The sequence below is a fragment of the Acidobacteriota bacterium genome, assembly GCA_026707545.1.
In the GTDB taxonomy this organism is placed as follows: domain Bacteria; phylum Acidobacteriota; class Thermoanaerobaculia; order Multivoradales; family Multivoraceae; genus Multivorans.
The window spans coordinates 1,436,045-1,459,220 of the sequence record JAPOWR010000001.1; the positions used below are offsets into that span (position 1 = coordinate 1,436,045).

The following is a 23,176-nucleotide window of genomic DNA, read 5'->3' on the forward strand; positions in this document are numbered from 1 at the left end:
GATGATCTCCAAAACGATCACCAGGATCTTCGGCAGCAAGCATGACCGCGATCTGAAGCGGCTCCAGCCGCTCGCCGAGGCGATCAACGCGCTCGAACCGGAGCTCCAGTCACTCACGGACGATCAGTTGCGGGCCCGCACCGGCGAGGCCCGAGCCCGACTCGACCAGGGAGCCGAATTGGACGACCTGCTGGTTCCGGCTTTCGCCACGGTGCGCGAGGCTTCACGGCGCACCCTGGGGATGCGGCACTACGACGTCCAGTTGCTGGGCGGCGTCGTCCTCCACCAGGGGAAGATCGCCGAGATGAAGACCGGCGAGGGCAAGACCCTCGTCGCCACCTTGCCCGTTTACCTCAACGCCCTCGCCGGCAACGGCGTCCATGTCGTCACGGTGAACGACTACCTGGCGCGGCGCGACGCCGAGTGGATGGGCCAGATCTATCGGTTCCTCGGTCTCGAGGTGGGCGTCATCCAGCACGGCCTGACCGACCAGGAACGCCAGCACGCCTACGGCCGGGACATCACCTACGGCACGAACAACGAACTCGGCTTCGACTACCTGCGCGACAACATGAAGTTCACGCTGGAGTCCATGGTCCAGCGGGGCCACCACTACGCCATCGTCGACGAGGTCGATTCGATCCTCATCGACGAGGCGAGAACACCCCTGATCATCTCGGGCCCGTCCGAGCAGTCGACCGAGAAGTACACGCTGGTCAACCGGATCATCCCCAAGCTCGAGCGCGGCGAGGAGATTCGCGACGGCGACCGGAAGTACACGACCGGCGATTTCATCTGCGACGAGAAGGCGCACACGGCGGCCCTCACCGACGAGGGCGGCGCCAAGGTGGAGAAACTCCTCGGTATCGGCAACCTGTTCGAGATGGAGAACATGGATGTGCTGCACGCGGTCAACCAGGGACTGCGCGCGCACCACCTCTACCGACGGGATGTCGAGTACCTGATCGAGAACGGTCAGGTCGTCATCGTCGACGAGTTCACCGGCCGCAAGATGCCCGGCCGCCGGTGGTCGGACGGTCTGCATCAGGCGGTCGAGGCGAAGGAAGGCGTTCGGATCGAACGCGAGAACCAGACCCTGGCGACGATCACGTTCCAGAACTACTTCCGCATGTACGAGAAGCTGGCCGGCATGACCGGAACGGCCGACACCGAAGCCGGCGAGTTCAGTCAGATCTACGACCTCGACGTGGTCGTCGTGCCGACCAACGAACCGATGATCCGCGACGATCGCTCGGATCTCGTCTACCGCACGGCGCCCGAGAAGTGGAACGCCGTGGTCGAGGAGATCCAGGAGTGCCAGGAGAACGGCCAGCCGGTCCTGGTGGGCACCGTCTCGATCGAGAACAGCGAGATGCTGTCCCGCCTGCTCAAGAAGAACCGGGTGCAGCACGTCGTCCTGAACGCGAAGTACCACGAACGCGAGGCGGCGATCGTGGCCCAGGCCGGCCGTCGCGGCTCGGTGACGATCGCCACGAACATGGCCGGCCGCGGCACGGACATCGTCCTCGGCGGCAATCCCGAGCAACTGGCCCTGGCCGAGGTCGATGAGAGTAAAGACCCGGACGGCTTCGCCGAGGCACTCGCCCGCTACCGGGAGTTGTGCGCGGCGGAACGGGAGGAAGTCGTCGCCGCCGGCGGCGTGCACATCCTCGGCACCGAACGGCACGAATCCCGTCGTATCGACAACCAGCTTCGCGGCCGCTCGGGCCGCCAGGGCGATCCCGGCTCCTCCCGCTTCTACCTGTCGTTGCAGGACGACCTGATGCGGATCTTCGCGTCCGATCGGGTCCAGGCGTTGATGAAGCGGCTCGGCATGGAGGAGGGGGTACCGATCGAGGCACCGATGGTGAACCGGGCGATCGAGCGGGCCCAGACGCAGGTCGAGGGCAGGAACTTCGAGATCCGCAAGAACCTCCTCGAGTACGACGACGTGATGAACAAGCAGCGCGAAGCGATCTACGAGTTGCGCCGCGACATCCTCCTCGGCCGCGAGGGGCGCGACTACGTGATGAAGATCGCCCGCGACGTCGTCGACTACGTGATCGAGCGGCACTGCCCCGCGAACCTGGACCCGCGCGACTGGAAGATCGACGAGATGCGCTCCGAGATCCGGGCGTACTTCAATCTCGACGAGGCGGATCTGGGAGAACCGCTCGAGGAGATGGGTACCGAGGAGCTCCAGGACGCGATCACGAGCGCCGCCGAGCGGAGCTACAACGAGAAGGAGGAAGCGCACGGCGCCGATGCGGTTCGGGCCGCCGAACGCCACCACATGCTGCGCGTGGTCGACGCGGCCTGGAAGGACCACCTGCTCGCCCTGGACCACCTGAAGGAGGGAATCGGCCTGCGCAGCTACGGCCAGCGCGATCCGAAGAACGAGTACAAGCGCGAGAGCTACGAGCTGTTCACCGAGATGAAGGAGCGGACCGAGGACACGATCATCAAGGATCTGTTCCGGCTGCGCCCGGTCTCCGCCGAGGAGATCGCGGAACTCGAACGCCGCCGCCGGGCGCTCGGCCCGCAGAGCATGAGCTTTCGCCACCCCAGCGCCCTCGGCCTGCCCGCTGCCGGCGCCGGACCGCAGCCTGGCCCCGGCCCCGGCATGCCGGGCATTCCCGGAATGCCCTCCGGCGGCCCCCCAAGTCCTGCGCCTGGCGGCTTCCCGCCGCCGCAAGGCCCCACCGGACCACCCATGCGGCCCCAGAAGCCGCGCACCGTCGTCCGCGGGCAGGCCAAGGTCGGCCGCAACGCTCCCTGTCCATGCGGCTCCGGCAAGAAGTACAAGAAGTGCTGCGGCGCGCCGGTCGCCGTCTAGGAGTCAGCGCGACCGAAACGCGAACATCGCGAGTCGTGGCTGATAGCGTTCGGCATGGAAACGTCGGATTCCGGGGGTGACACCCCCGCACTTGCCCTCACCTTCGACGATGTCCTCCTGGCCCCGGGCCTGTCGGAGGTGCATCCGAACGACGTTCGCCTCGGCACCCGCGTCACGCGCGGCATCGAGCTGAACATCCCGTTGATCTCGGCCGCGATGGACACCGTGACCGAGGCCGAGCTGGCGATCGCCCTGGCCCAGGAGGGGGGCATCGGCGTGATCCACAAGAACCTCTCCATCGAAGCCCAGGCCACCGAAGTCGATCGCGTCAAGCGCTCCGAGGCGGGCATGATCGTCAACCCGATCACGATCCGGCCCGAGCAGCGCATTCACGAAGCGCTCGACCTGATGGCCCGCTACAAGATCTCCGGCGTCCCGGTCACCGACCGCGAGGGGCACCTGGTGGGTATTCTGACCAACCGCGACCTGCGGTTCGAGACGAACACGAGCCTTCCCGTGTCCGAGCTGATGACGCACGAGAACCTGGTCACGGTTCCCGAGGGAACGACCCTGGACCAGGCCAAGGCCGAACTCCACCGCCACCGGATCGAGAAGCTGCTGGTCGTGGACGACGACGGCAACCTGAAGGGGTTGATCACCGTCAAGGACATCCAGAAGATGATGGAGTACCCGATCGCCTGCAAGGACGACCTCGGCCGCCTGCGGGTGGCGGCTGCGGTCGGCACGGCCGGCAACTACCTGGAACGGGCGCAGGCCCTGGCCTCGGCCCAGGCCGATGTGCTCGTCGTGGACTCCTCGCACGCCCACAGCCGCGGCGTGCTCAGTGCTTTGGTCCGAATCCGCGAAGCGCTCCCGGAAGCCCAGCTTCTCGTCGGCAACGTGGCGACCGCCGAGGGTGCGCGGGCCCTCGCCGAACGCGGCGCGGACGGGATCAAGGTCGGCATCGGACCGGGCAGCATATGTACCACGCGCGTCGTTACCGGTGCCGGCATGCCCCAGGTCACGGCGATCCGCGACGCCGCTTCCGAAGCAGGAGAAGTGCCCATCGTGGCCGACGGCGGCATCCGCTTCTCCGGCGATCTGACCAAGGCGCTGGCCTGCGGCGCCCACAGCGTCATGGTCGGCTCGCTGCTCGCCGGCACCGAGGAAAGCCCCGGCGAAACGATCCTCTACCAGGGGCGAAGCTACAAGGCTTACCGCGGCATGGGTTCCCTGTCCGCGATGGCCGAGGGCAGCGCCGACCGGTACTTCCAGTCCGACGACGAGCCGCTCTCGAAGCTGGTGCCCGAGGGCATCGAAGGCATGGTCCCCCACAAGGGCAGCGTCCACCAGGTGATCGCCCAACTGACCGGCGGCCTGCGGTCCGGCATGGGCCTCTCCGGGTGCGCCAGCATCGGCGAACTGCGAACCCGGGCCCGCATGGTCCGGGTCACCGCCGCGGGCCAGAAGGAAGGCCACGCGCATGACGTGGTGATCACGAAGGAGTCGCCCAACTACTGGGTCGACCGGAGCTAGGGCGACCAGGCGCGGGGATCGAGATCGTAGGGCAAGGGCGTGAGATTCGTCATGCCGTCCCCGGTCACAACCACCAGGTCCTCGAGCCGCACGCCCCATCCGGCTTCCGGGTCGTAGAGCCCGGGTTCGATCGTCACCACGTCGCCGGTCCGAAACTCCTCCGTGCCCGGTCCGGTCTTTCGGAAGCTGGGGAGTTCGTGCAGCTCGTAGCCGACACCGTGGCCCAGCAGGTGGAAGTAGCCGGTCTGTGTGCCCGGGTTCTTGTCGGGCACCGCGAAGCCCTCGTTCTCGAACAGGCGGCAAACGCATTCGTGCAGGGTCCAGCCCCGCACGCCGGGTCGAACCTCGTCGAGGCTCTTGCCAAGCGCTTTCAGCACCAGGCCGTGCGCCCGCGCCAGGTCCCCCGGCGGCTGGCCGACGCAGAATGTCCTCGTGCAGTCGGCGAACAGCAGGCCACGCGGGAAAAGGTCGACAACCACGGATTCGCCAGCCCGCAGCACCCGATCTGGCGTACCAGTGCTGTGACCCGTGGCCCCCTCTTCCGCCGGGGCCACGATGGAGCTCTCCGGCTGTTCGAGACCGTAGCCGGCGAACACGGCGGCGGCTCCCGCCTTGACCCGAGCTACAGTCAAACGCTCTTCCTCCAACCAAAGTTCGCCGTCCTCGCGAACCGAGCTAGCGGCCAGCATTTCCGCCAGCGACCTGAAGGCAGCCACCGTGGCACGGGCGGCGGCGGCGATTCCGTCGATCTCCCTCCGTGTCTTGCTCCGGCGCAGCGCCAGCATCAGGCCCCGGCCAGAGACTGGCTGCCGACCCCCTTTCTCAAGCATTCGAGCCAAGGCCAGAGCGGATCCGGCAGGTGGTCGCCCGGCGAGGACTACCCTGCCAGCCCCGATTCCGGCACGCTCGAAGGCCGAGTTCACCGCGGCAGAGAGGATCTCCTCGCGGCTCTTGCCGTCGCGACGAAGCGCCTCCATCCCGAAATCGGCCGGGTGAAGTAGGTCGACGCCCTGCGCCTCCGCCCGAGCGGCCTCCTCTCGCTCCATCGACGTGAAGTACACGAGATGAGCGCCACCTCCATGCGCCACAACACAGGCATCTCCCAGGCGCGCGCCTCCGACGAAGGGCGCCAAGTCCGGGTCACGGCTCGACCCAGCCAAGACGACGAGTGCCTCAGCCTTCTCCTCGGAAAGAAGCGCCCCCAGAAGCTCGCTGCGCGGCCAGGTCATCCCACCGGCGCCAGGTCCAAGGTCAGACGTGATCGTTCAGGAAGGCCTCGAACCGCATCTTCGGCGCGGCGCCGGTCATGCGGCCCAGGATCTCGCCATCCTTGAACAGGATGAAGTGCGGAATGCCTTGTACGCCGTAGCGAGCGGCCACGTCCTGGGCGTGGTCGACGTCCAGCTTGGCGATCCGTACCCGGCCGTCATACTCGTCCGCGAGTTCGTCCAGGATCGGCGCCACCATGCGGCATGGCCCGCACCAGGTGGCCCAGAAGTCGACCAGGACCGGACTGTCCGCACCCAGTACCTGCTCCTCGAAGCTCTGACTGTCCACGTTGAAGATCTGTTCGCTTGTCATGGGGTTGGGTCCCTCGTTCAGTTGGGTCTGTTGGTGGAACTCTCGAGACGGCGAAAGTACTCCCGCGCGGCGTCGGCGTCACGTCCGATCTGCGCGGAAAGGTCCATCATCGACGAGAACAGCTTCTCCTCGCGCAGATGCCGGCAGAAGGACAGGTCCACGCGCTCGCCGTACACATCGCTCGAGAAGTCGAGGATGTGGCTCTCGATGACCCGCCGGTAGTTCTCATAGACGGTGGGCCTGGTGCCGATGTTCGTCACCGACCGGAACGTCGCCTCGAAGCTGGGAAAGTACACCTTGGTCACGTACACGCCGTTGTGCGGGTAGAGCTCGTTGTCCGGGGCCAGGTTGATCGTCGGCCAGCCGAGCCGCTGGCCCATGCGGTCACCGCGCGCGATCGTGCCCGTCATCGTGTACGGACGTCCGAGCAGATCGTTCGCTTCGGCGATCCTGCCTTCCAGCACGAGGCTGCGGATCCGGCTGCTCGAAACCCGCTCGCCCCCGGAACGCACCTCGTCGATCTCCACCGCCACGAAGCCGCAGGACGTTCCCATCTCCCTGAGCAGCGCCATGTTGCCCTCGCGCCGGCGGCCGAAGGTGAAGTTCGAGCCGACATAGAGCTCCAGGGCGGCGAGCTGGCCGTGCAGGAAGTCGCGCACGAAGGTCCGCGCCCGGGTGTTGGAGAACTCGTGCGAGAAACGGATCGTCAGCACGTAGTCCACGCCCGCCGACGCCAGCAGAGCCTCCTTCTGGTCCTGGGTCACCAGCCTCGGCGGCGCCTCCTCCGGACGAACGACGCTGAGCGGATGGGGGTCGAAGGTGATCACCGCGGACGGCGCGCCGACCTCCCGGGCGCGGCCGGTGACCATGTCGAGCACGCTCTGCTGGCCGATGTGAATGCCGTCGTAGTTGCCGATCGTGGCGATCACCCCGCGCGGCAGCTCGGTCGACGTCATGGCATCCCGGATCGCCTGCATCAGGCATTCGCCCAGGCTGTGACAGGCCGAGCGGCGACCACGCGGCCCACCAGATCGTCGGCGAACGCATCGGTCACCTCGACCTCCGCCATCCGGCCGGCCGCGACGTCGGCCAGCGACGCTTCGCCGTCTCCGCTCCCCGAACCGGCCGTGACGATGTCGTTGATCAGCACCCGACCGTCGACGTCCGGCGCCATCCCCTGGTGCCGGGCACAGAGCAGGTGCTCGGTCTCCTCGCACGGCCCTTCGACCAGCATCGGCACCGTCCTGCCGACGAAACGCCGGCGGCGCGCCAGAGAGACCTCGCGCTGCAGCTCGAGCAACCGTTCCCGGCGCTCCTCGGCCAGGCCGCGCGGCACCTGGTCGGGCAACGCCGCCGACGGCGTATCGGTCTCGCGGCTGTAGACGAAAGCCCCCAGGTGATCGAACCGGACCTCGGAAACGAACTCGAGCAGGTCCTCGAAGGCCGCGTCGTCCTCGCCGGGGAACCCCACGATGAAGGTCGTGCGCAGACTGACCTCGGGATCGAGTTCCCGCGCCCGCGCGAAGATCCGCCGGTAGCGCTCCGCCGTGCCGCCCCGGCGCATGGCGCGCAGCATCCGGCGGTCGCTGTGCTGCAGGGGCATGTCGAGGTAGGACGCCACCCGCCGCTCACTCGCCATCAGCCGCAACAGGTCGTCGTCCAGTGTGGTCGGGTAGGCGTAGAGGCACCGGATCCAGTCCGCGTCCGTGCCGGCGAGGAGCGCCTCGACCAGCCGCACGAGGCCGTGCCTCCCGTAGCCGAGGTCCTCGCCGTAGCGCGTGGTGTCCTGGGCCACCAGCACCAGCTCGCGGGCGCCGCGCCCGGTAAGGTTTCTCGCCTCCGCCACCAGGCTGTCGATCTCGCGGCTGCGCAGCCGGCCCCGCCAGACCGGAATGGCGCAGAAGGTGCACGGGTTGTTGCACCCCTCCGCGACCTTGAGGTAGGCGTAGCCGGAGGTCGTCAGCAGCCGGCTGTCGCGGTGATCGAACACCAGGTGCGAGGCGGAGGGCCGGGCCGGCGGCGCGCCGCCGAGCTTCACCAGATCGCCTGCCTGCCGCAGGGAATCGAGATCGATGAAACCGTCGATCTCCGGGATCTCGGCCTGAAGTTCGTGGCCGTACCGGTTGGCCATGCACCCCGCCACGAGAAGCTGCCTGACGGGCGCGGCACCGTCGGTCTTGCGGGCCGCTGCGTTCAGAATCGCGTCGATCGATTCCTCCCTGGCTTCGTCGATGAACCCGCAGGTGTTGACGATCACCGTGTCGGCCTCGTCGAGATCCGCGACCAGCCGGTAGCCCTGGCGGTCCAGTGCCCCGAGCATGATCTCGCTGTCGACGTGGTTCTTGGCGCAGCCGAGGCTGACCAGGCCGACGCTTGAACGCCCGGGCCCGGCCGCGCCGGACGAGGCGCCGGGCTCCACCCTCCTTCGGGGGCTCGTCACGTTCCCTACGACGCGTCGCTACGAAGCGGCGGCCGCCGCCTGGCGCGGAGCGCGTCCCGCCGGATCGATGTCGGCGAGAAGCTCCTCGCGTCCGACGTGCCGCCCCTTCATCACTTCCTGCGCTGTCTTGTACTTCAGCGCGTCGTCGTTGTGCCACAGCTCGCGGAAGAGCTGCTTCACCCGTCGCCGCGCCATGCGGCAGAAGAGGTCGGACAGCGCGGCGGACCGCTCGGCCGACTCGACGCCTCCCTGCGCCTCGGTATGGGCCCGCGAGATCGAAGCGGCCATGGCGAACAGCTCGTTGACCACGTCCACGAGCCGGAACAGGAACATCTGGCGACGCTCCATCTTCTCCCGGTAGACCAACATGCCGTGGAAACTCTCGCGCGCCAGCTTGCGCGCCGCCCGGTCGATGAAGCGGAGGTGCCGGGCGTGACGGCCGTAGCCCGCGTATCGGGGCCAGCGCCCCCATGCAAGCCACCGGGTCGGATACCACCAGGCGTAGAACAGGCCGATCTTCGGCAGCGCCGCCAGCTTCGTGCCGAAGCCCGCGCGCCTGTCGATCAGCGCGCCCGCCACCTGCAGGTGCCTGTCCACCGCCTCGCGGGCCATGATCAGGTGCATGATCTCGCTCGAACCCTCGAAGATGCGGTTGATCCGGAAGTCGCGCATCATCCGCTCGATGCCTACCGGGTCCTCGCCGCGATCGCGCAGGGAGGACTCCGTCTCGTAGCCGCGGCCACCGCGGACCTGCATCGTCTCGTCGATGATCTGCCATCCGCGCCAGGTGTTCCACTCCTTGCAGGCCGCGCTCTCGAGCCGCAGGTCGAGCCGCTTGTCGTTCGACATGTGGCTTGCCAGCTTGACGATTGCCTCCATCGCGAAGCCGTAGGCCGCGATATCCGAGATCTTCTGCGCGATCGCCTCGTGCTTGCCGATCGGCACGCCCCACTGGATCCGGCTGCTGCCGAACTCCCGCACCGCCTTGAGGCAGTACTTGGCGGCGCCCACCGAACTGTTCGGGATCGAGAGGCGACCGTCGTTCAGCGTCGTCAGGGCGATCTTCAGGCCGCGCCCCTCCTTGCCGATCAAGTTCTCCTTCGGCACCTTCACGTTGTCGAACGTGATGATCCCGTTGGCGAGCGCCCGGAGCCCCATGAAGTGGCAGCGGCGCTCCACCGTGACCCCTTCCCACTCCGTTTCGACGACGAAGGAGCTGATCTTCTCGGTCGCCGGATCCATCGCCATGACCACCAGGAGGCCGGCCTTCGTGCCGTTCGTGCACCACAGCTTAGTGCCGTTCAGCACGTAGAAATCGCCGTCGAGAACGGCGGTGGTCGACAGCCGGGCCGGATCCGAACCGACCTCCGGCTCGGTCAGCGCGAAGGCCGAGATCTCGCCCGAAGCGCACCGCGGGAGGTACTTCCGCTTGAGTTCCTCGGTGCCGAACAGGTTGAGCGGCTGCGGCACCCCGATCGACTGGTGAGCCGACAGCAGCGCGGTCAGGTTGCCGTCGAAGGCGCCAACCAGTTCCATCACCTGGGCGTACTCGACCTGGTCGAACCCGAGCCCACCGTACTCGGTGGGGATCTTCATGCCGAACGCGCCGAGCCGGGCAAGACCGTCGATCACGTGATCGGGATAGTCCTCCGACGCGTCGATCTCGACCGGATCGACCTCGTCACGCAGGAAGTCCGTCAGCGCCGAGTAGAAGGACTCGAATTCGGGGCGCCATTCCTCGCGCGTGGGATAGGGACTGATCAGGTCGAAGCGGAAGTTGCCCAGGAACAGTTCCTTCATGAAGGAGGGGTTCTTCCACTCCTTCTGGCGCGACGCCTCGGCGACCGCGCGGGCCTTCTCTTCGCTCACCTGAACCTTCTGCTGGCTCATCGACTCGGCTCCTGTTTGGTGCTTGCTGGCTAAGGGTCGCCCGACTCGTCGGGACGCGCGCATTGTAACCGGCGGCGGCAGCTGCCCCGCCGGTCAGCCTTCGCCCCGACCCCAGCCGCCGCCGCCCGGCGTCATGAGGACCAGGCGGTCGCCCGGCTCGACGTCGGCCTGATCGACCGAGGTCAGTTCCCGCACGCCGCCCGCGGCACGCAGAATACGTGCTCGGCCGGTGGTGCCGGGCTCACCGCCGTCCATGCCGTACGGCTGTTCCACCCGGTGCTGACCGAGCACCGAGACCTGCTGCGGCGACAGGAACCGCAGTTCGCGTACCAGGCCGTCGCCACCCGGATAGCGACCCGCGCCGCCCGAACCCGGGCGCAGGGAGAACCGCTCGAGGCGGACCGGATACCGGTGTTCCAACACTTCGGGATCGGTGATGCGCGTGTTCGTCATGTGGGTGTGCACGCCGCTGGCGCCCGCGAATCCCGGCCCGGCCCCGGCTCCCCCGCCGACCGTCTCGTAGTAGCCGAACGTGTCGTCGCCGAACAGGGTGTTGTTCATCGTTCCCTGCCCGCAGGCGCACAGACCCAGTGCCCGGATCAGCGTGTCCACGACCCGCTGGCTCGTCTCGACGTTGCCCCCGACCACGGCCGGACACTGCCTCGGATCGGCCGGGAACTCCGGGTTCAGCATGCCCCGTGGGATCTCGATCTCCACCGGCTCCAGCAGCCCCTCGTTGAGTTGCAGCGGCACGCCGATCAGCAGACGGAGGACGTAGATGGTGGCACTCCTCACGATCGCCGGAGTGGCGTTCAGATTGCCCGGGTGCGTCGCGGCGCTGCCCGTGAAGTCGATGCGCGCCGAGCCGCGGTCGACCGTCACCTCGACCTCGATCGGCGAACCGTCGTCAAGCCGTTCGCGGGCGCTGAAGACCTGGCGGCCGGTGCTCTCCGCATGCTCGTCGAGCGCCACCCGCATGCGATCGGCCGCGCGCGAGTAGAGCGCCGTCATGTAGCGGCGCACCTCGTCCTCGCCGTGGCCTTTCGCGAGCTGCCGCAGAGCCGCCACTCCGCGGCGGTTCGCGGCCACCGCCGCGCCAAGGTCGGCGAGGTTCTCCTCTACCGAACGGGACGGTGCCGGGCCCCGGCTCAGCAGCAACTCGATCCGATCCCACTGCGGCTCTCCCCTCCTCACCAAGTACTGCGGCGCGATGACGACGCCCTCGTCCGCAAGGTTCGCCGCCGTCGGCGGCATCGAGCCGGGCCTGATACCGCCCAGTTCGGCGTGGTGGGCCCGGTTCGCGACGTAGCCGATGAGCCGTCCCTCGACATGCACCGGAGCGATGACCGTGATGTCCGGCAGGTGGGAGCCACCGTAGCCCGGATGGTTCGTCACCGCGACATCGCCCGGCGCCAGATCGAGTTCGGCCGCGACTCCGCGCACGCACTCGCCAAGGGCGCCCAGATGCACCGGGATGTGGGGCGCGTTGACCAGCAGCCGGCCGTCCGCGTCGAGCATCCCGCAGGAGAAGTCGAGCCGCTCCTTGACGTTGACCGACATCGCGGTCCGCTGCAGCATGACGCCCATCTCGGACGCGATCGCGGCGAACCGATTGGAGAACAGCTCCAGCCGAACCGGGTCCATCGGCGCAGTCTACGCGGGGCTACCCAAAGTCGCTAAGGTACCGCTTCCCGTCCTTCCCGACCGCAGGAGCGCCGCGATGACCCTCAGCACGATGATGGACTACCCGCTGACGATCAGGATGATCTTCGATCACGGCCGCCGGGTGTACGCGGACAGCCGCGTGATCACCTGCACCGCGGACGGCGCGCGGATCGGCACCTACGCCGAAGTGGCGGCCCATGCGGCCCAACTCGCCCACGCGTTGAGGGATCTCGGGATCGAGCCGGGCGACCGGGTCGGCACCTTCGCCTGGAACAACCAGGAGCACATGGAGGCCTACTTCGCCATCCCCTGCATGGGGGCCGTCCTGCACACCCTGAACATCCGCCTGTTCCCGGAACAGTTGACCTACGTCACGAACCATGCCGAGGACCGCGTCGTGATCGTCGACGACTCCCTGGTGCCGCTCCTGGGACAGGTGGCGGCCGACCTGACCACGGTCGAGCACTTCATCGTGGTCGGCGACGGCGATGCCTCTCCACTCGAGGCCGGTGGGGCTGCCATTCACCGCTACGACGACCTGATTGCCGGCCAACCCACCGCGTTCGACTGGCCCGAGATCGACGAGCGGGCGGCGTGCGCCATGTGCTACACGAGCGGCACGACCGGCAACCCGAAGGGCGTCGCCTACAGCCACCGATCCTCCTTCCTGCACGCCCTGGGCGTCGCCTCCGGCGGCGCGCTGGGAATCAACCAGAAGGACAGCATTCTGGCCATCGTGCCGATGTTCCACGCGAACGCCTGGGGCCTTCCCCACGTCGGCTGGTTCACCGGCGCCGACTTCGTGATGCCCGGTCCCTTCCTCCAGGCCGAACCGCTCTGCCGGATCATCGCCGAGCACCGCCCCACGCTCTCGGGCGCCGTACCGACGATCTGGAACGACGTCCTGCGCTACTCCGAGAACCACGAGGTGGACTTCTCCTCGTTCCGCGCGGTGCTGTGCGGCGGTTCCGCCGTCCCGCGCTCCCTGATCGAGGGCTTCCGGGACCGCTTCGGCGTCGACATCATCCAGGGCTGGGGAATGACCGAGACCTCGCCCCTCGCGGCGATGGCGATTCCCCCGCGCGGTACCCCGCGCGACGAGGAGGTCGACTGGCGGGTCAAGACCGGCCGCATCATCTCCGGCGTCGAAGTCCGGATCACGAACGACGCCGGCGAGGTCCTGCCCTGGGACGGCGAGGCGGTCGGCGAAATCGAGATCCGCGGCCCGTGGATCACCGGCTCGTACTACCTCGACGACGATCCCGAGAAGTTCCACGACGGCTGGCTCCGGACCGGCGACGTCGCCTCGATCGACGAGTTCGGTTTCATGCAGATCACCGACCGGGCCAAGGACGTCATCAAGTCCGGCGGCGAGTGGATCTCCTCCGTCGATCTCGAGAACGAGCTGATGGGCCATCCGGCGGTCGCCGAAGCCGCCGTGGTCGGCGTCCCCGACGACCGCTGGGACGAGCGGCCCCTCGCCTGCGTCGTCCTCAGCGACGGCGCGGAGGCCGATCCGGGCGAACTCAGGAGCTACCTGGCTGACCGGGTCGCCCGCTGGTGGGTGCCCGAGCGGTGGACCTTCATTGACGAGGTGCCGAAGACGAGCGTCGGCAAGTTCGACAAGAAGGTGCTGCGGGCGCGGTATGGGGACGGGGAACTCGAAGTCGTCGGCTGATCGTTCACCCGCCAGCGAGCGCCGCTGAAACGCTGGCGTGGCGCCTCACTCCGGGATCGTCCCCACGATGCGCCCGTTGCGGCCCACCACGATGATCGGCACTCTCGGCGTGTCGTCGCCGTACTCGATCTTGTCCACCGATTCGGCGGCGTCCTCAGCGACTGTTCCGGGGAGCGCGTAGGGTTCCGCCAGAGCGACGTCAACCACGTAGCCGAGGTCGGCCAGCGACTGGATGGTCACCGCGCTCAGCGGGCTAGCTACACCGAGGTTCAGGGTCGGCGTCATGAGTTCGTGGTCGAATACCCGGTCTCGCCAGTGCGAGTCTCCCGAACCGAAGCTCGCCCTGTTCTCCACGGGCACCTTCTCCCCGTGCGTGTACGCCGTGCCGCCCACCTGGTCGAACGCCCCGATGGCAAGTGGACCGGCAAAGTGAGTGTCTGGAATCCCGTCTACCTCCAGAGAAGGATTGCGGAGCAGGCCGAAACGGGACCAGAGCGTCCCGATTCCCAGCACGTGTCCGATCTCGTGGAGAATCACCTCATACAGATCGCGGCTCGTCATCCACTCCGCGTCGTCCGCGTCGAACTCGACGGCACCCACGAAGGGCAGGCCGCCCTCACCCTGCCGCACGCCGCACACGGCGGCTCGGGCGATGACCCCGCGCTCGCCATCGATGCTGCCGGCCCTCGCCACGATCAAGAGGTCATCCACGCTGCCCTGGAAGCCACGCGCGGTGATGCCAAGACACCCGAGCACCAGGTCGCCGGAAACAGGTACATCCGGCAACTCGGTGGCCGCCAGAATCGCCGACCAGTACTCGACCGCCCGGTCGAACGCCGCCCGCACGGACGTGGGGACCTCGCCCTTCAGGATCAGGTCGATGTCGAAGTCCCCGGGACTGGCACCGCTGACCGACACCGGGAGGAACAGCCGTGCGCCCAGGCCGCTCCGGTCGGTCGCTGTCACCACGACCGCCGCCTGCCCGGGACCAACCGGCTCAGCCGTCACGCTACTGCCCGAAGTCCCGACCGACACGACGCCGGGCCTGTCCACCGCCGCGGCGTAGGTCAGACTGTCCCCGTCCGGATCCCGGAAGTAGGACGAAACGTCGACCGACGCGCCTGCGCTTCCCGCCCTGAGCCGCAGCAGGGGCAGGGCGCGCTCCGGAACCGGCGCCCGGTTCGACGCGGTCCCGAACAGAACCAGTGGATCGGCCAACCGGACCTCGACGCCTCGAACGTACCTGGAGAGCTCGGGAGCGGGTCCCGCGACCACCTGCATAGCGGACCGGCCGGTGCCGGCCGGGACGGCGGCGAGTTCCTCGCTGCTGTCGCTCCCGGCCTCGAGCGTCACGACCTCCGCCGAGACACTGCCTCCGTGGGCAGCCAGGGGAACCCTGATGTTGACCGGCGCGCCCTGCTCCAGGGCGAGGGCCAGCCTGGCCGGACCCGGCGCCCCGACATTCGCGGTATCCGTGCGACGTAGTTCGAGGGTGAGCGGAAACGGAGTGCCCGGATTGCGGTCGAGCCGCAGGTTCTGCAGGCGGCTCAAGCCCGCAAACACGCCAGGCGGAAGTTCCTCCAGTTGATTGCGATCGAGCCGCAGGGTCTGCAGGCGGCTCAAGCCCGCAAACACGCCGGGCGGAAGTTCCTCCAGTTGATTGGGAGCCAGGAGAAGCGTCTCGAGGCGCTCCAGACCCGCGAAGGTTCGCGGGGAGATTTCGGCAAGCTCGGCCTCGCCGATGGACAGCCGCTCGAGCCTGGCAAGTCCCGAGAAGGCCGATGCTTCCAGTTTGCCGAGAGGGTTGCCCCATATGAAGAGCCACTTCAGACCGGACAGGTCATCGAGCGCCCGGGTGGGCACGGCCGTCAACCTATTCTGCTGAAGGGCCAGCAACTCGAGGCCTGAGAGGTCCCCAAACACCTCTGACGGCAGATCCGTCAGTTGGTTGGAATGCATACTCAACCAACTGAGGCCGGAGAGGCCCGAGAAGATCCGGGGCGGGAGATGAGTCAACCCGTTTTCGCTGATGTCCAGCAAGTCGAGACCAGACAGGTCCGAGAATACGTCCGGCGGCAGATCCGTCAGACGGTTCCGCTCCAAGTCCAGCTGGTTGAGGCGAAACAGGCCCGAGAAGACACCGGTCGGCAGATCGGTCAACTGGTTCCCGTCGAGGTGCAGAAACCAGACCTCGGGAACATCCGAGAACACCGCCGAGGGCAAACTCGTGAGGCGGTTCCGACTAAGGCCCAGACGGAGCCGGAGGTTATGGAGTCCGCGGAAGATCCCGGGAGGCAGGGAAGCGAGCTCATTCTCCTGGACAATGAGCTCATAGAGCCTGGTCAGCCCAGCGAAGACGTCCTCAGGCAGCTCCGTCAACCCCAGTCCACTGAGCCACAGGACGCGCAGGTTCGAGAGGCCCGCAAAGTCGTCCTCGCGCAGGCTTGTGGCCGTGGTGCCGCCTTCGACGCTCGTGAGGTCACTCCGCAACCGCACTGCCTCGGTCCGGTCTCCCGCCTCCACGCACGTCGCCCGCTGGCCAGCTTCCGGCCCGTCAGCGAACAGACTCTGGATGCCGCATTCGCCCGCCCGTACCCGCGCCACAAGTTCCGGAGTCCAGCGACTACCGCCCTCGCTCCGGCTCGTCGCGGCCGCGCCGAAGATCTGCAAGGCGGGTATGTCGGCAAGGCGATACTCGTCCAGCTCAGCGCAGTTGGCGCTGCCAACCTCCGCAGGGTCCGACAGAGTCACGAAAGGGCTCCAGTTCCGAAGGAACTCGTCTTCACTCAGAATCGCGGCCCGGACCGCCGGCGTGCGGTCGCAGACGCCCTCCTCGACGATCACCTTAGCCGCGTGCGGGTGGCCGCGCCGGTAGCCGGTTCCCTCACCGGGCGGGTCCAGGATAACCGTGAGGACCTCGCGCGGCGGCTCGAGCTCGTCGTCGTCGACGATCGGAATCTCGATGTAGGCGCCACTGGCGCCCGCTGCAATCCGGACCGAGCCCCCGCGATCGTGGGCATGATCCGATGCGTCGGCGTCGGCGGTCGACGGGTCAGCGTCGACGCCAAGGCTGTAGGTGAACGTGACCGCGGACGCCGCCGGTTCACTCAACGTGAGCCTGAGCAGGGCCGTATCCCCCTCCGGCGCGGCCGCGGATCTCGTGCTGAGCGAGACCGTCGGCGCCGTGGGCCGAAACAGGACGACTGGTTCCACACGAACCTCGATGCCATGGAAGCCCTCCGGCAGGGGCGGCACGGCCGTCGACGCCAGATCCGTGCCGCCGGCCGCCCCGGTGTTCCGGGTCACTCGCACTTCCGGACTCCGCTCACCGCCGGCGCCGATCGTCACCCGGGCCGCGGACAGGTCACCTCCGGCGGCCGCGAGGGGAAGTGCCATCCTGAACGGCGCGCCCTCCGTCACTGCAAACCGGATGCGGGCAGGCCCCGGGGCCAGCAGATCCTCGCTGTCCAAGCGCTCGGGCCTGAGAGTGAGCCTGAACGGAGCGCCCGGGTTCTTGCTCAGGTCCAGGTAGGTGAGGTTCGCCATGCCAGCGAAAACAGCCGGTTCCAGCTCGGTGAACGCGTTGTACGAAAGGTCCAGCTCACGCAGACTGGCGAGGCGGCCGAGAAAGCCTGGAACCGGACCGCTCAGCGTGTTCACCGACAGGTCCAGCGACCTGAGCCGGGCAAGCCTGCCAAGTTCGGACGGGATCCCAACAAAGTGATTGTCCGAGAGATTCAGGACCCTGAGGTTTGCGAGGGCACCGAGCTCGGGAGGGATCGTAAGGCGCAGGTCGCCCCCAAAGCCGCTCTCGAGATCCAGGACTCTCAGGTTCGCGAGATCCCCGAGTTCGGGAGGAACGGGACCTGTCAGGTGGTTGAACGCAAGGTTCAGCGACTCCAGACGGGCGAGGCGACCGAGTTCGCGGGGGATCGAGCCGGTCAAACGGTTGGCCGAGAGGTCCAGCGATTCCACGCCGGCAAGGCGGCTGAGTTCGGGGGGAATCGAACCGGTCAAACGGTTGTCCGAGAGATCCAGCGATTTCAGGCCGGCAAGGCGGCCTAGCTCTGGGGGAATCGAACCCATCAGGCCGGGCCCCTTGCGGAGACTGACAGTCTGCCAGTCGCGGAAAGTCTCTCCACCCAGGTCGAGCCCCACCACGCGCCCCGACCGGTCCGTCTCCACTCCGTACCAGTCCCCCAACGGCGCACCGGTCAGCCAGCCGTCGCTGCGGCTCCAGCCCGAGCCGCCGGTGGCCTCGTAGAAGGCAACGAGGACAGCCCTGTCATGCGCCTCTGCCGTGACCACCCGGAGTTCGGACGTTCCCTTGACCCCTTCGAGACTGCTTTCGGCGCCACCTGAGCGGACGGTCGCGGTGATCGTGGCCTCGCCCAGGCCGACGCCGCTGACGAGGCCCGACCCATCCACCGTTGCCACCGAGCGTCTGCTCGACGACCAGGCAAACGCGGCGTCTTTCACGGCGTTGCCGTACTCGTCGTACGCTGCGGCCACGAGGCGCAGGCTGTCACCGCGCGCGATCGTGGTGCTCGCGGGCGATACGGCGACCGTCGGCACCCCCTTCACCCTGACCGTCGCGGTGGCGGACAGCGAGCCCCACCGCGCCCTGACCGTGGTGGTCCCGACGCCGACCGCCGTCACCAGGCCCGCGGCATCCACCGTGGCGATCGCCCGGTTGTCGCTCCACCAGGACACCTCCGCTCCGCTGACTACGCGGCCAGACTCATCCAGCGCCGTCGCCGCAAGCTGCGCGGTCTGGCCGGCGGCTGTGAACGTCAGCTCCTCGGGCGCGACCCGCAAGGCCGCCATGCCGTCATCCGTGGCGCAGTCGAAGGCGGAGGTGTCGCTCCTCGTAGCCGCCGTCGTGCCCAGCCGGTTTCGGTGCGTCCACCGCCGTCCGTTGTGGCTCGTCACATGGAGATTGAAGGCGAGGTCGGTAACCGGCGCCACGAACACCCAACGGTGGCCGTTGTACGCGCAGCCGTCGAGTACCTTGACCAGCGCCTCAGCGTTGTCCCGGTCGAAGAACCACAGCAGGCCGGACTGGCTCGAAGCCCAGATCCCCGCGCGCCCTTCGCCAACAAGGCCTTCAGCCGTCTCGTAACACAGGCTCACCTCGTAGCCGCCGTCGAAGACCAGCGGCGTCGAGGTGGGGCGGCAGTCCGTGTACTCCCCGGCCGCTATCGGGCTCCTGGCGACGGTCTGCGCTCCGGAAGCCGGCACGCCAGCCACCTCGTCGTCCGTATCGCAGACGAACGCGGACGTATCGCTCCGGGCAACCGCCGTCGCGCCCAGCCTGTTTCGATGAGTCCACCGGCGGCCGTTGTGGCTCGTCACATGGAGATTGAAGGCCACGTCGGTCACCGGCGCCACGTAGACCCAGCGACGGCCGTTGTAGGAGCAACCGTCGAGGACCTTGACCAGGACCTCGGCATTGCCACGGTCGAAGAACCAGAGCAGGCCCGCCTGGCCCGAAGCCCAGATTCCGCCACGGCCCTCGCCAACCACCCCCGCGGCCGTCTCGTAGCACAGGCTCACTTCGTAGCCGCCGTCGAAGACCAGCGGCGTCGATGTGGGGCGGCAGTCCGTGTACTCCCCCGCCGCGATCGGACTCTTGCCGACGGCCGGCGGGCCGGGGGCTGGTGGGATCGGCTGAACGGCTGCTACGAGAGCAACGAACAGCGACGCTGCCAGCGCCCAGCGGACACAACGTGTGATCCTCTCCACGCCCCTGGAGGCTCGCACACCAGTGTCACATCAGGGAGATCATCGGAGGCCTGATGGCGATGATTTGGAGATTGCGGGCTGACCTTCTTCGCGCCGCTACTCCGACGAAACCCCCAGGTGCTCGTCGAACCAGGCCACCAGCGCGCTCTCGGCGCGCTCACCGTCATCGCCACGGAAGCCGTGGGCGGCGCCCTCGATGACGATCAGCTTCGAGGTCACGTTCGCCTCGTCGAAGGCGGCCTTGATCCGCTCGCTGTTGCTGAGCGGCACGAGCTGGTCCTGGTCGCCGTGGATCAGCAGGGTCGGCGGATCGTCCGCGCTGACGAACAGCACTGGCGAAATGTCGGCGGCCTTGGCCGGATCGAAGTCGAGGGCCGGGAAGCGGTCGTTCGGCCCGGTAATCCCCTGCAGATCGACCGGCGGGAAGTAGGCGACCACCGCCGCGACCCGGTTGCCGGTCTGTTCGATCGGGTCGTTGCTCTCGGAGTCTCCTTCGTCCGAGGCGTTGCCGAGCATCAGCGACAGGTGGCCGCCGGCGCTGCCACCGAACACGCCCATGCGATCCGGGTCGATCCCGAAGTCGTCCCCGTTCAGGCGGATGTAGCGCACCGCGCGGCGCACGTCGGCGACCGCCTCCGGCACCTTGAACAGCGGGGCCGAGCCGTGCCGCACCATGAACACGGCGTAACCCCGGTCCAGAAGATCGCCGACCGCGCCGAAGGCGCGTCCCTCGCCGGACGCGATGCGGTGCGGGTCGGACCAGCGCGAGAACCACCCGCCGCCGACCATCACCAGGACCGCCGCGCCGTTCTGCTCGGACGGCACGAGCGCATCGAAGGTCAGCGCCATGCCCATCTTGTGGCCGTAGACGACGTCGGCGTGCACCTTGGCGTCCGAGCCTGCCGAGAGCGGCGCGGCGAGGAGGAGGGTGACGGTCAGGACTGCGAACACGTTCTTCATCTGGGGTTCTCCTAGGGCTGGACGCCTCCCGTCGTCTCCTGAGGCGGCGCTGTGAGCTTCATCCGTTCGGCGGCAACCATATCCGCCACGTCGGCGAGTAGCTTCTTCGCGTCATAGACGATGCCGTCCTTGATCGTGTAGCGGACACCGCCGACCCGTTCGGGCCGGCCGGTGTCGTCGTTCAGCCGGACCGCGCCGGTTCCGTACAGCACCTTCAGATTGGCGATCGGGTTCTCGTCCACGACGAGGAGGTCGGCGAGCATCCCCTCGCGCACGATCCCAAACTCGATGTCGGCGCCGCTCGCCTTCGCCAATTCCTCGGCGCCGTTCATCGTCGCCGAGCGGATCACCTCGAGCGGATGGAAGCCCGCCTCCTGCAGCATCTCCAGTTCGAGGATCGTGCCGAAACCGTAGGTCTGGTAGATGAACCCCGAGTCCGAACCGACGGTGACCCGGCCGCCGCGGTTCTTGTACTCGTTCAGGAACTGCATCCAGACGCGGTAGAAGTTCTTCCAGGCCACCTCGTCCCAGGTCGTCCAGTAGAACCAGTACGAACCGTGGTCCAGGCGGCTGGGGGTGTAGAACTCGGCCAGGCTGGGCAGCGTGTAGTCCGCGTGCCAGTCGGCGTTGCGCGCCCGCATCACGTCGCGGCCGGCCGAGTAGATCGACATCGTCGGGTTGATGAAGAAGTCGAGTTCCAGAAACTCCTCCAGCAGGGCGTTCCAGCGCTTGCCGCCGGGCTCGACCATGCTCCACTGCCGAGCGACCTGGCCGAACCGGAACTGCTCGTCCATGTAGTTCATCTCTGCCGGCCAGGGCTGCACGTCGTGGCCTTCATACATCGATTCGAACAGCCCGTAGAAGTGGGTCATCCCGACCAGCCCGAGCCGCGCGGAGTCGATCGCGTTCATGTGGGCGACCCCCATCTGGTCGAGGTGGGCGGTCGATCCCATTCCCAGGCTCCTCGACTCGTCCAGCAGCGCCGCCATGATCTTCGGCGGAAATGCGCCGAGCTTGAGACCGTCCACGCCTTTTTCATGGGCGTAGCGCACCCACTCGCGGGCGTCGGCGGGAGTGCGGATGTCCCGGTCCTTCCACTCCTTGCCCCCGCCCGGACGCTGATAGGAAACGAAGCGCGGCGCGGTGATTTCGTTCCTGCGGCTACGTTCCTTCTCGCTCAGGTCCCACTCGAGCGGGCCGGTGGGCACACCGCGCGCCGTCGTGATGCCGTGCGCCAGCCACAGCTTGTAGACGTACTCGGCACGCGGCGCCTTGGGCACGCCGCCGGTGTGGACGTGGAGGTCGACCAGACCCGGCAGCACGTACGACCCGGTCAGATCGAGCTCATGGTCAGCGTCCTTCGGACGCTTGCTCTCGTCGATCTCGGTATTGGCCATACCGAGACTCTTGATCTCCTCGATCCGGTTACCCTCGATCACGATGTCGACCGGCCCCATCGGCGGCGCGCCGGTGCCGTCGACCACCATCACGCCGCGCAGGATCAGGCGGTCGAAAGGGCCCTGGCCTTCGCCGTCCGGCCGCGGCGGCGCCGGTTCCACCAGCTTCGGTTCTTCCTCCTCCGCCGCGAAGGCAGGTGCAACCGCCAGCCAGGCCAGAGACAGCCAGGCCAGAGACAGGCAGACCAGACTCAGTACAGGGACGTGCCGTCGCGCACGTGGCCGGAGAACGACGAGTGATGGTCGCATCAATTCTGCTCCTTGCAGCCGGAATCCGGTCGAGAGGCTAGCAGTCAACCGGGGTGCGCCGCCGTAAGCCTGTGGGCGCGCGACTCACACGCGCGACAGCGACGGACGTTCGTCCGAACCCACGACCGCGCTCAGGTAGAGCAGCGCCTGGCCCGGCTGGGGCGCCCGCACGAGCAGGCCGTGCGTTGCGGCGAGCACGTCCCGGCGACTGATCTGCCCCACCAGCCGGCGACCCCGGAGCACCGGCAGCCGGCGATACGGCGTGCTCTTGAAGATCCGCGCGATCGTCAGGATGTCCGTGTCCTCCGAGATCGTGCGGGCCTTGCGGTCCATGAAGGCAGAGGCGTCGGTGGAGTCGAGCTCGAAGTCTCCCGGTTCGCCCTCCTCGTCCGGCTCCGCGAGGTCCTCCAGCCCCAGTTCACTGCTGCGCTCGCGCAGAATCGACCGGCGACCGGCGACCGTCGAGCGCCGACGTCAGATGATGCTCGGCCGCGAGCACGTCGCGGCGGCTGACCTGGCCCACCAGGCTGCCGCCCTCGACCACCGGAAGGCGCCGGTACTCCGTGTCCAGAAAGCGCTGAGCGATCTCCAGTAGCGGCTCGGTGCCGTCGATCACGCGGCCGAAGTCCGTGTTCATGAAGGCGTCGACAGGGGCCGCCGGCAACTGGTCGTAGGCGAGGCCGAGCAGCACGTCCATCGAGAACTTCTCGGAGAAGACGCCGAGCAGCCGACCGCCGCTGTCCACCACCGGCGCTCCCGAGATCCGGTTCTTGAGCAGCAGTCCGATCGCATCGAGAGCCGACATGCCGGCCTGCAGCTTGACCAGGCGCCTGGCCATGAAGTCGCGCGCCCGGGTTCGCCGGCTCCGGGCCAGCCCCTGCTCGTCCGCGGCGCGGGCGGTCACGGTGAGCACCGTGAGACAGCTCTTCTCCGACAACATGCCCAGGTAGCGGTGGCGTTCGCCGATCACCGGCGCACCCGTAATGCGGTGCCGCAGGAGGGCGCTGATGCCGTCGTAGACGTGGGTGCGGGGATGCACCGTGATCAGCTTCGTCACCATGATGTCCCGTGCAAGCTGCGGCTTGTCGATCGTCTTGTCCATGACCCGTTTCATCGTACCAGCGGCCGCGCCGACCGGG

Annotated in this window: 14 protein-coding genes and 1 pseudogene; 4 read left to right on the plus strand and 11 right to left on the minus strand. The window is 67.8% G+C overall.

From position 1 onward, the window contains the following. The first annotated feature begins 1 nt into the window (after position 1). The 3 genes and pseudogenes from secA to guaB all read left to right on the plus strand — a co-directional run bounded on the left by secA (position 2) and on the right by guaB (position 4,372). Positions 2 to 2,476 (plus strand): annotated as a pseudogene (secA, locus tag OXG83_05720) (preprotein translocase subunit SecA). A 237-nt stretch (positions 2,477 to 2,713) separates the two neighbouring features. Further along, a complete protein-coding gene (locus OXG83_05725) occupies positions 2,714 to 2,836 on the plus strand; it encodes an SEC-C metal-binding domain-containing protein (GenBank protein MCY3964512.1) in 123 nt (40 codons plus the stop codon). Between the two features lie 54 nt (positions 2,837 to 2,890). Next, positions 2,891 to 4,372: an IMP dehydrogenase gene (gene guaB, locus OXG83_05730; GenBank protein MCY3964513.1), complete on the plus strand. Its 1,482-nt coding sequence runs from the start codon at positions 2,891 to 2,893 to the stop codon at positions 4,370 to 4,372. Here guaB and OXG83_05735 read toward each other — a convergent pair. From OXG83_05735 to OXG83_05760, 6 genes are all read right to left on the minus strand, one after another. Further along, complete coding sequence (locus OXG83_05735; GenBank protein ID MCY3964514.1) at positions 4,369 to 5,601, minus strand: M24 family metallopeptidase; 1,233 nt, start codon at positions 5,599 to 5,601, stop codon at positions 4,369 to 4,371. The genes guaB and OXG83_05735 overlap by 4 nt on opposite strands. Positions 5,602 to 5,623: 22 nt before the next feature. Then, positions 5,624 to 5,953: a thioredoxin gene (gene trxA / locus OXG83_05740; protein MCY3964515.1), complete on the minus strand. Its 330-nt coding sequence runs from the start codon at positions 5,951 to 5,953 to the stop codon at positions 5,624 to 5,626. A gap of 17 nt (positions 5,954 to 5,970) precedes the next feature. Continuing rightward, entirely contained in the window at positions 5,971 to 6,909 is a 939-nt protein-coding gene (locus OXG83_05745; GenBank protein ID MCY3964516.1) for a bifunctional riboflavin kinase/FAD synthetase, read from the minus strand. 20 nt (positions 6,910 to 6,929) lie between these two features. Continuing rightward, entirely contained in the window at positions 6,930 to 8,393 is a 1,464-nt protein-coding gene (rimO, locus tag OXG83_05750; protein MCY3964517.1) for a 30S ribosomal protein S12 methylthiotransferase RimO, read from the minus strand. An 18-nt stretch (positions 8,394 to 8,411) separates the two neighbouring features. Next, on the minus strand, positions 8,412 to 10,283 hold the full coding sequence (locus OXG83_05755; protein MCY3964518.1) for an acyl-CoA dehydrogenase family protein: 1,872 nt from the start codon (positions 10,281 to 10,283) through the stop codon (positions 8,412 to 8,414). A gap of 93 nt (positions 10,284 to 10,376) precedes the next feature. After that, entirely contained in the window at positions 10,377 to 11,927 is a 1,551-nt protein-coding gene (locus tag OXG83_05760) for a hydantoinase B/oxoprolinase family protein (protein MCY3964519.1), read from the minus strand. A 76-nt stretch (positions 11,928 to 12,003) separates the two neighbouring features. On the opposite strand from OXG83_05760, the gene OXG83_05765 reads away from it, so the two are divergent. Beyond that, positions 12,004 to 13,626, plus strand: coding sequence for a long-chain fatty acid--CoA ligase (locus OXG83_05765; GenBank protein ID MCY3964520.1), 1,623 nt, complete (start codon positions 12,004 to 12,006; stop codon positions 13,624 to 13,626). 45 nt (positions 13,627 to 13,671) lie between these two features. Here the strand turns inward: OXG83_05765 and OXG83_05770 are convergent, their stop codons facing one another. The 5 genes from OXG83_05770 to OXG83_05790 all read right to left on the minus strand — a co-directional run bounded on the left by OXG83_05770 (position 13,672) and on the right by OXG83_05790 (position 23,151). Next, positions 13,672 to 19,371 (minus strand): Ig-like domain-containing protein, encoded by a 5,700-nt coding sequence (locus OXG83_05770; protein ID MCY3964521.1) that lies wholly within the window; start codon positions 19,369 to 19,371, stop codon positions 13,672 to 13,674. Positions 19,372 to 19,467: 96 nt separating this feature from the next. Beyond that, positions 19,468 to 20,331: an alpha/beta hydrolase gene (locus OXG83_05775; GenBank protein MCY3964522.1), complete on the minus strand. Its 864-nt coding sequence runs from the start codon at positions 20,329 to 20,331 to the stop codon at positions 19,468 to 19,470. 11 nt (positions 20,332 to 20,342) lie between these two features. Continuing rightward, on the minus strand, positions 20,343 to 22,037 hold the full coding sequence (locus OXG83_05780) for an amidohydrolase family protein (protein MCY3964523.1): 1,695 nt from the start codon (positions 22,035 to 22,037) through the stop codon (positions 20,343 to 20,345). An 84-nt stretch (positions 22,038 to 22,121) separates the two neighbouring features. After that, positions 22,122 to 22,370 carry a CBS domain-containing protein gene (locus tag OXG83_05785; protein MCY3964524.1) on the minus strand — a complete coding sequence of 83 codons (249 nt, stop codon included), beginning with the start codon at positions 22,368 to 22,370 and terminating at the stop codon, positions 22,122 to 22,124. A gap of 85 nt (positions 22,371 to 22,455) precedes the next feature. Further along, complete coding sequence (locus OXG83_05790) at positions 22,456 to 23,151, minus strand: CBS domain-containing protein (GenBank protein MCY3964525.1); 696 nt, start codon at positions 23,149 to 23,151, stop codon at positions 22,456 to 22,458. Positions 23,152 to 23,176 lie beyond the last annotated feature (25 nt).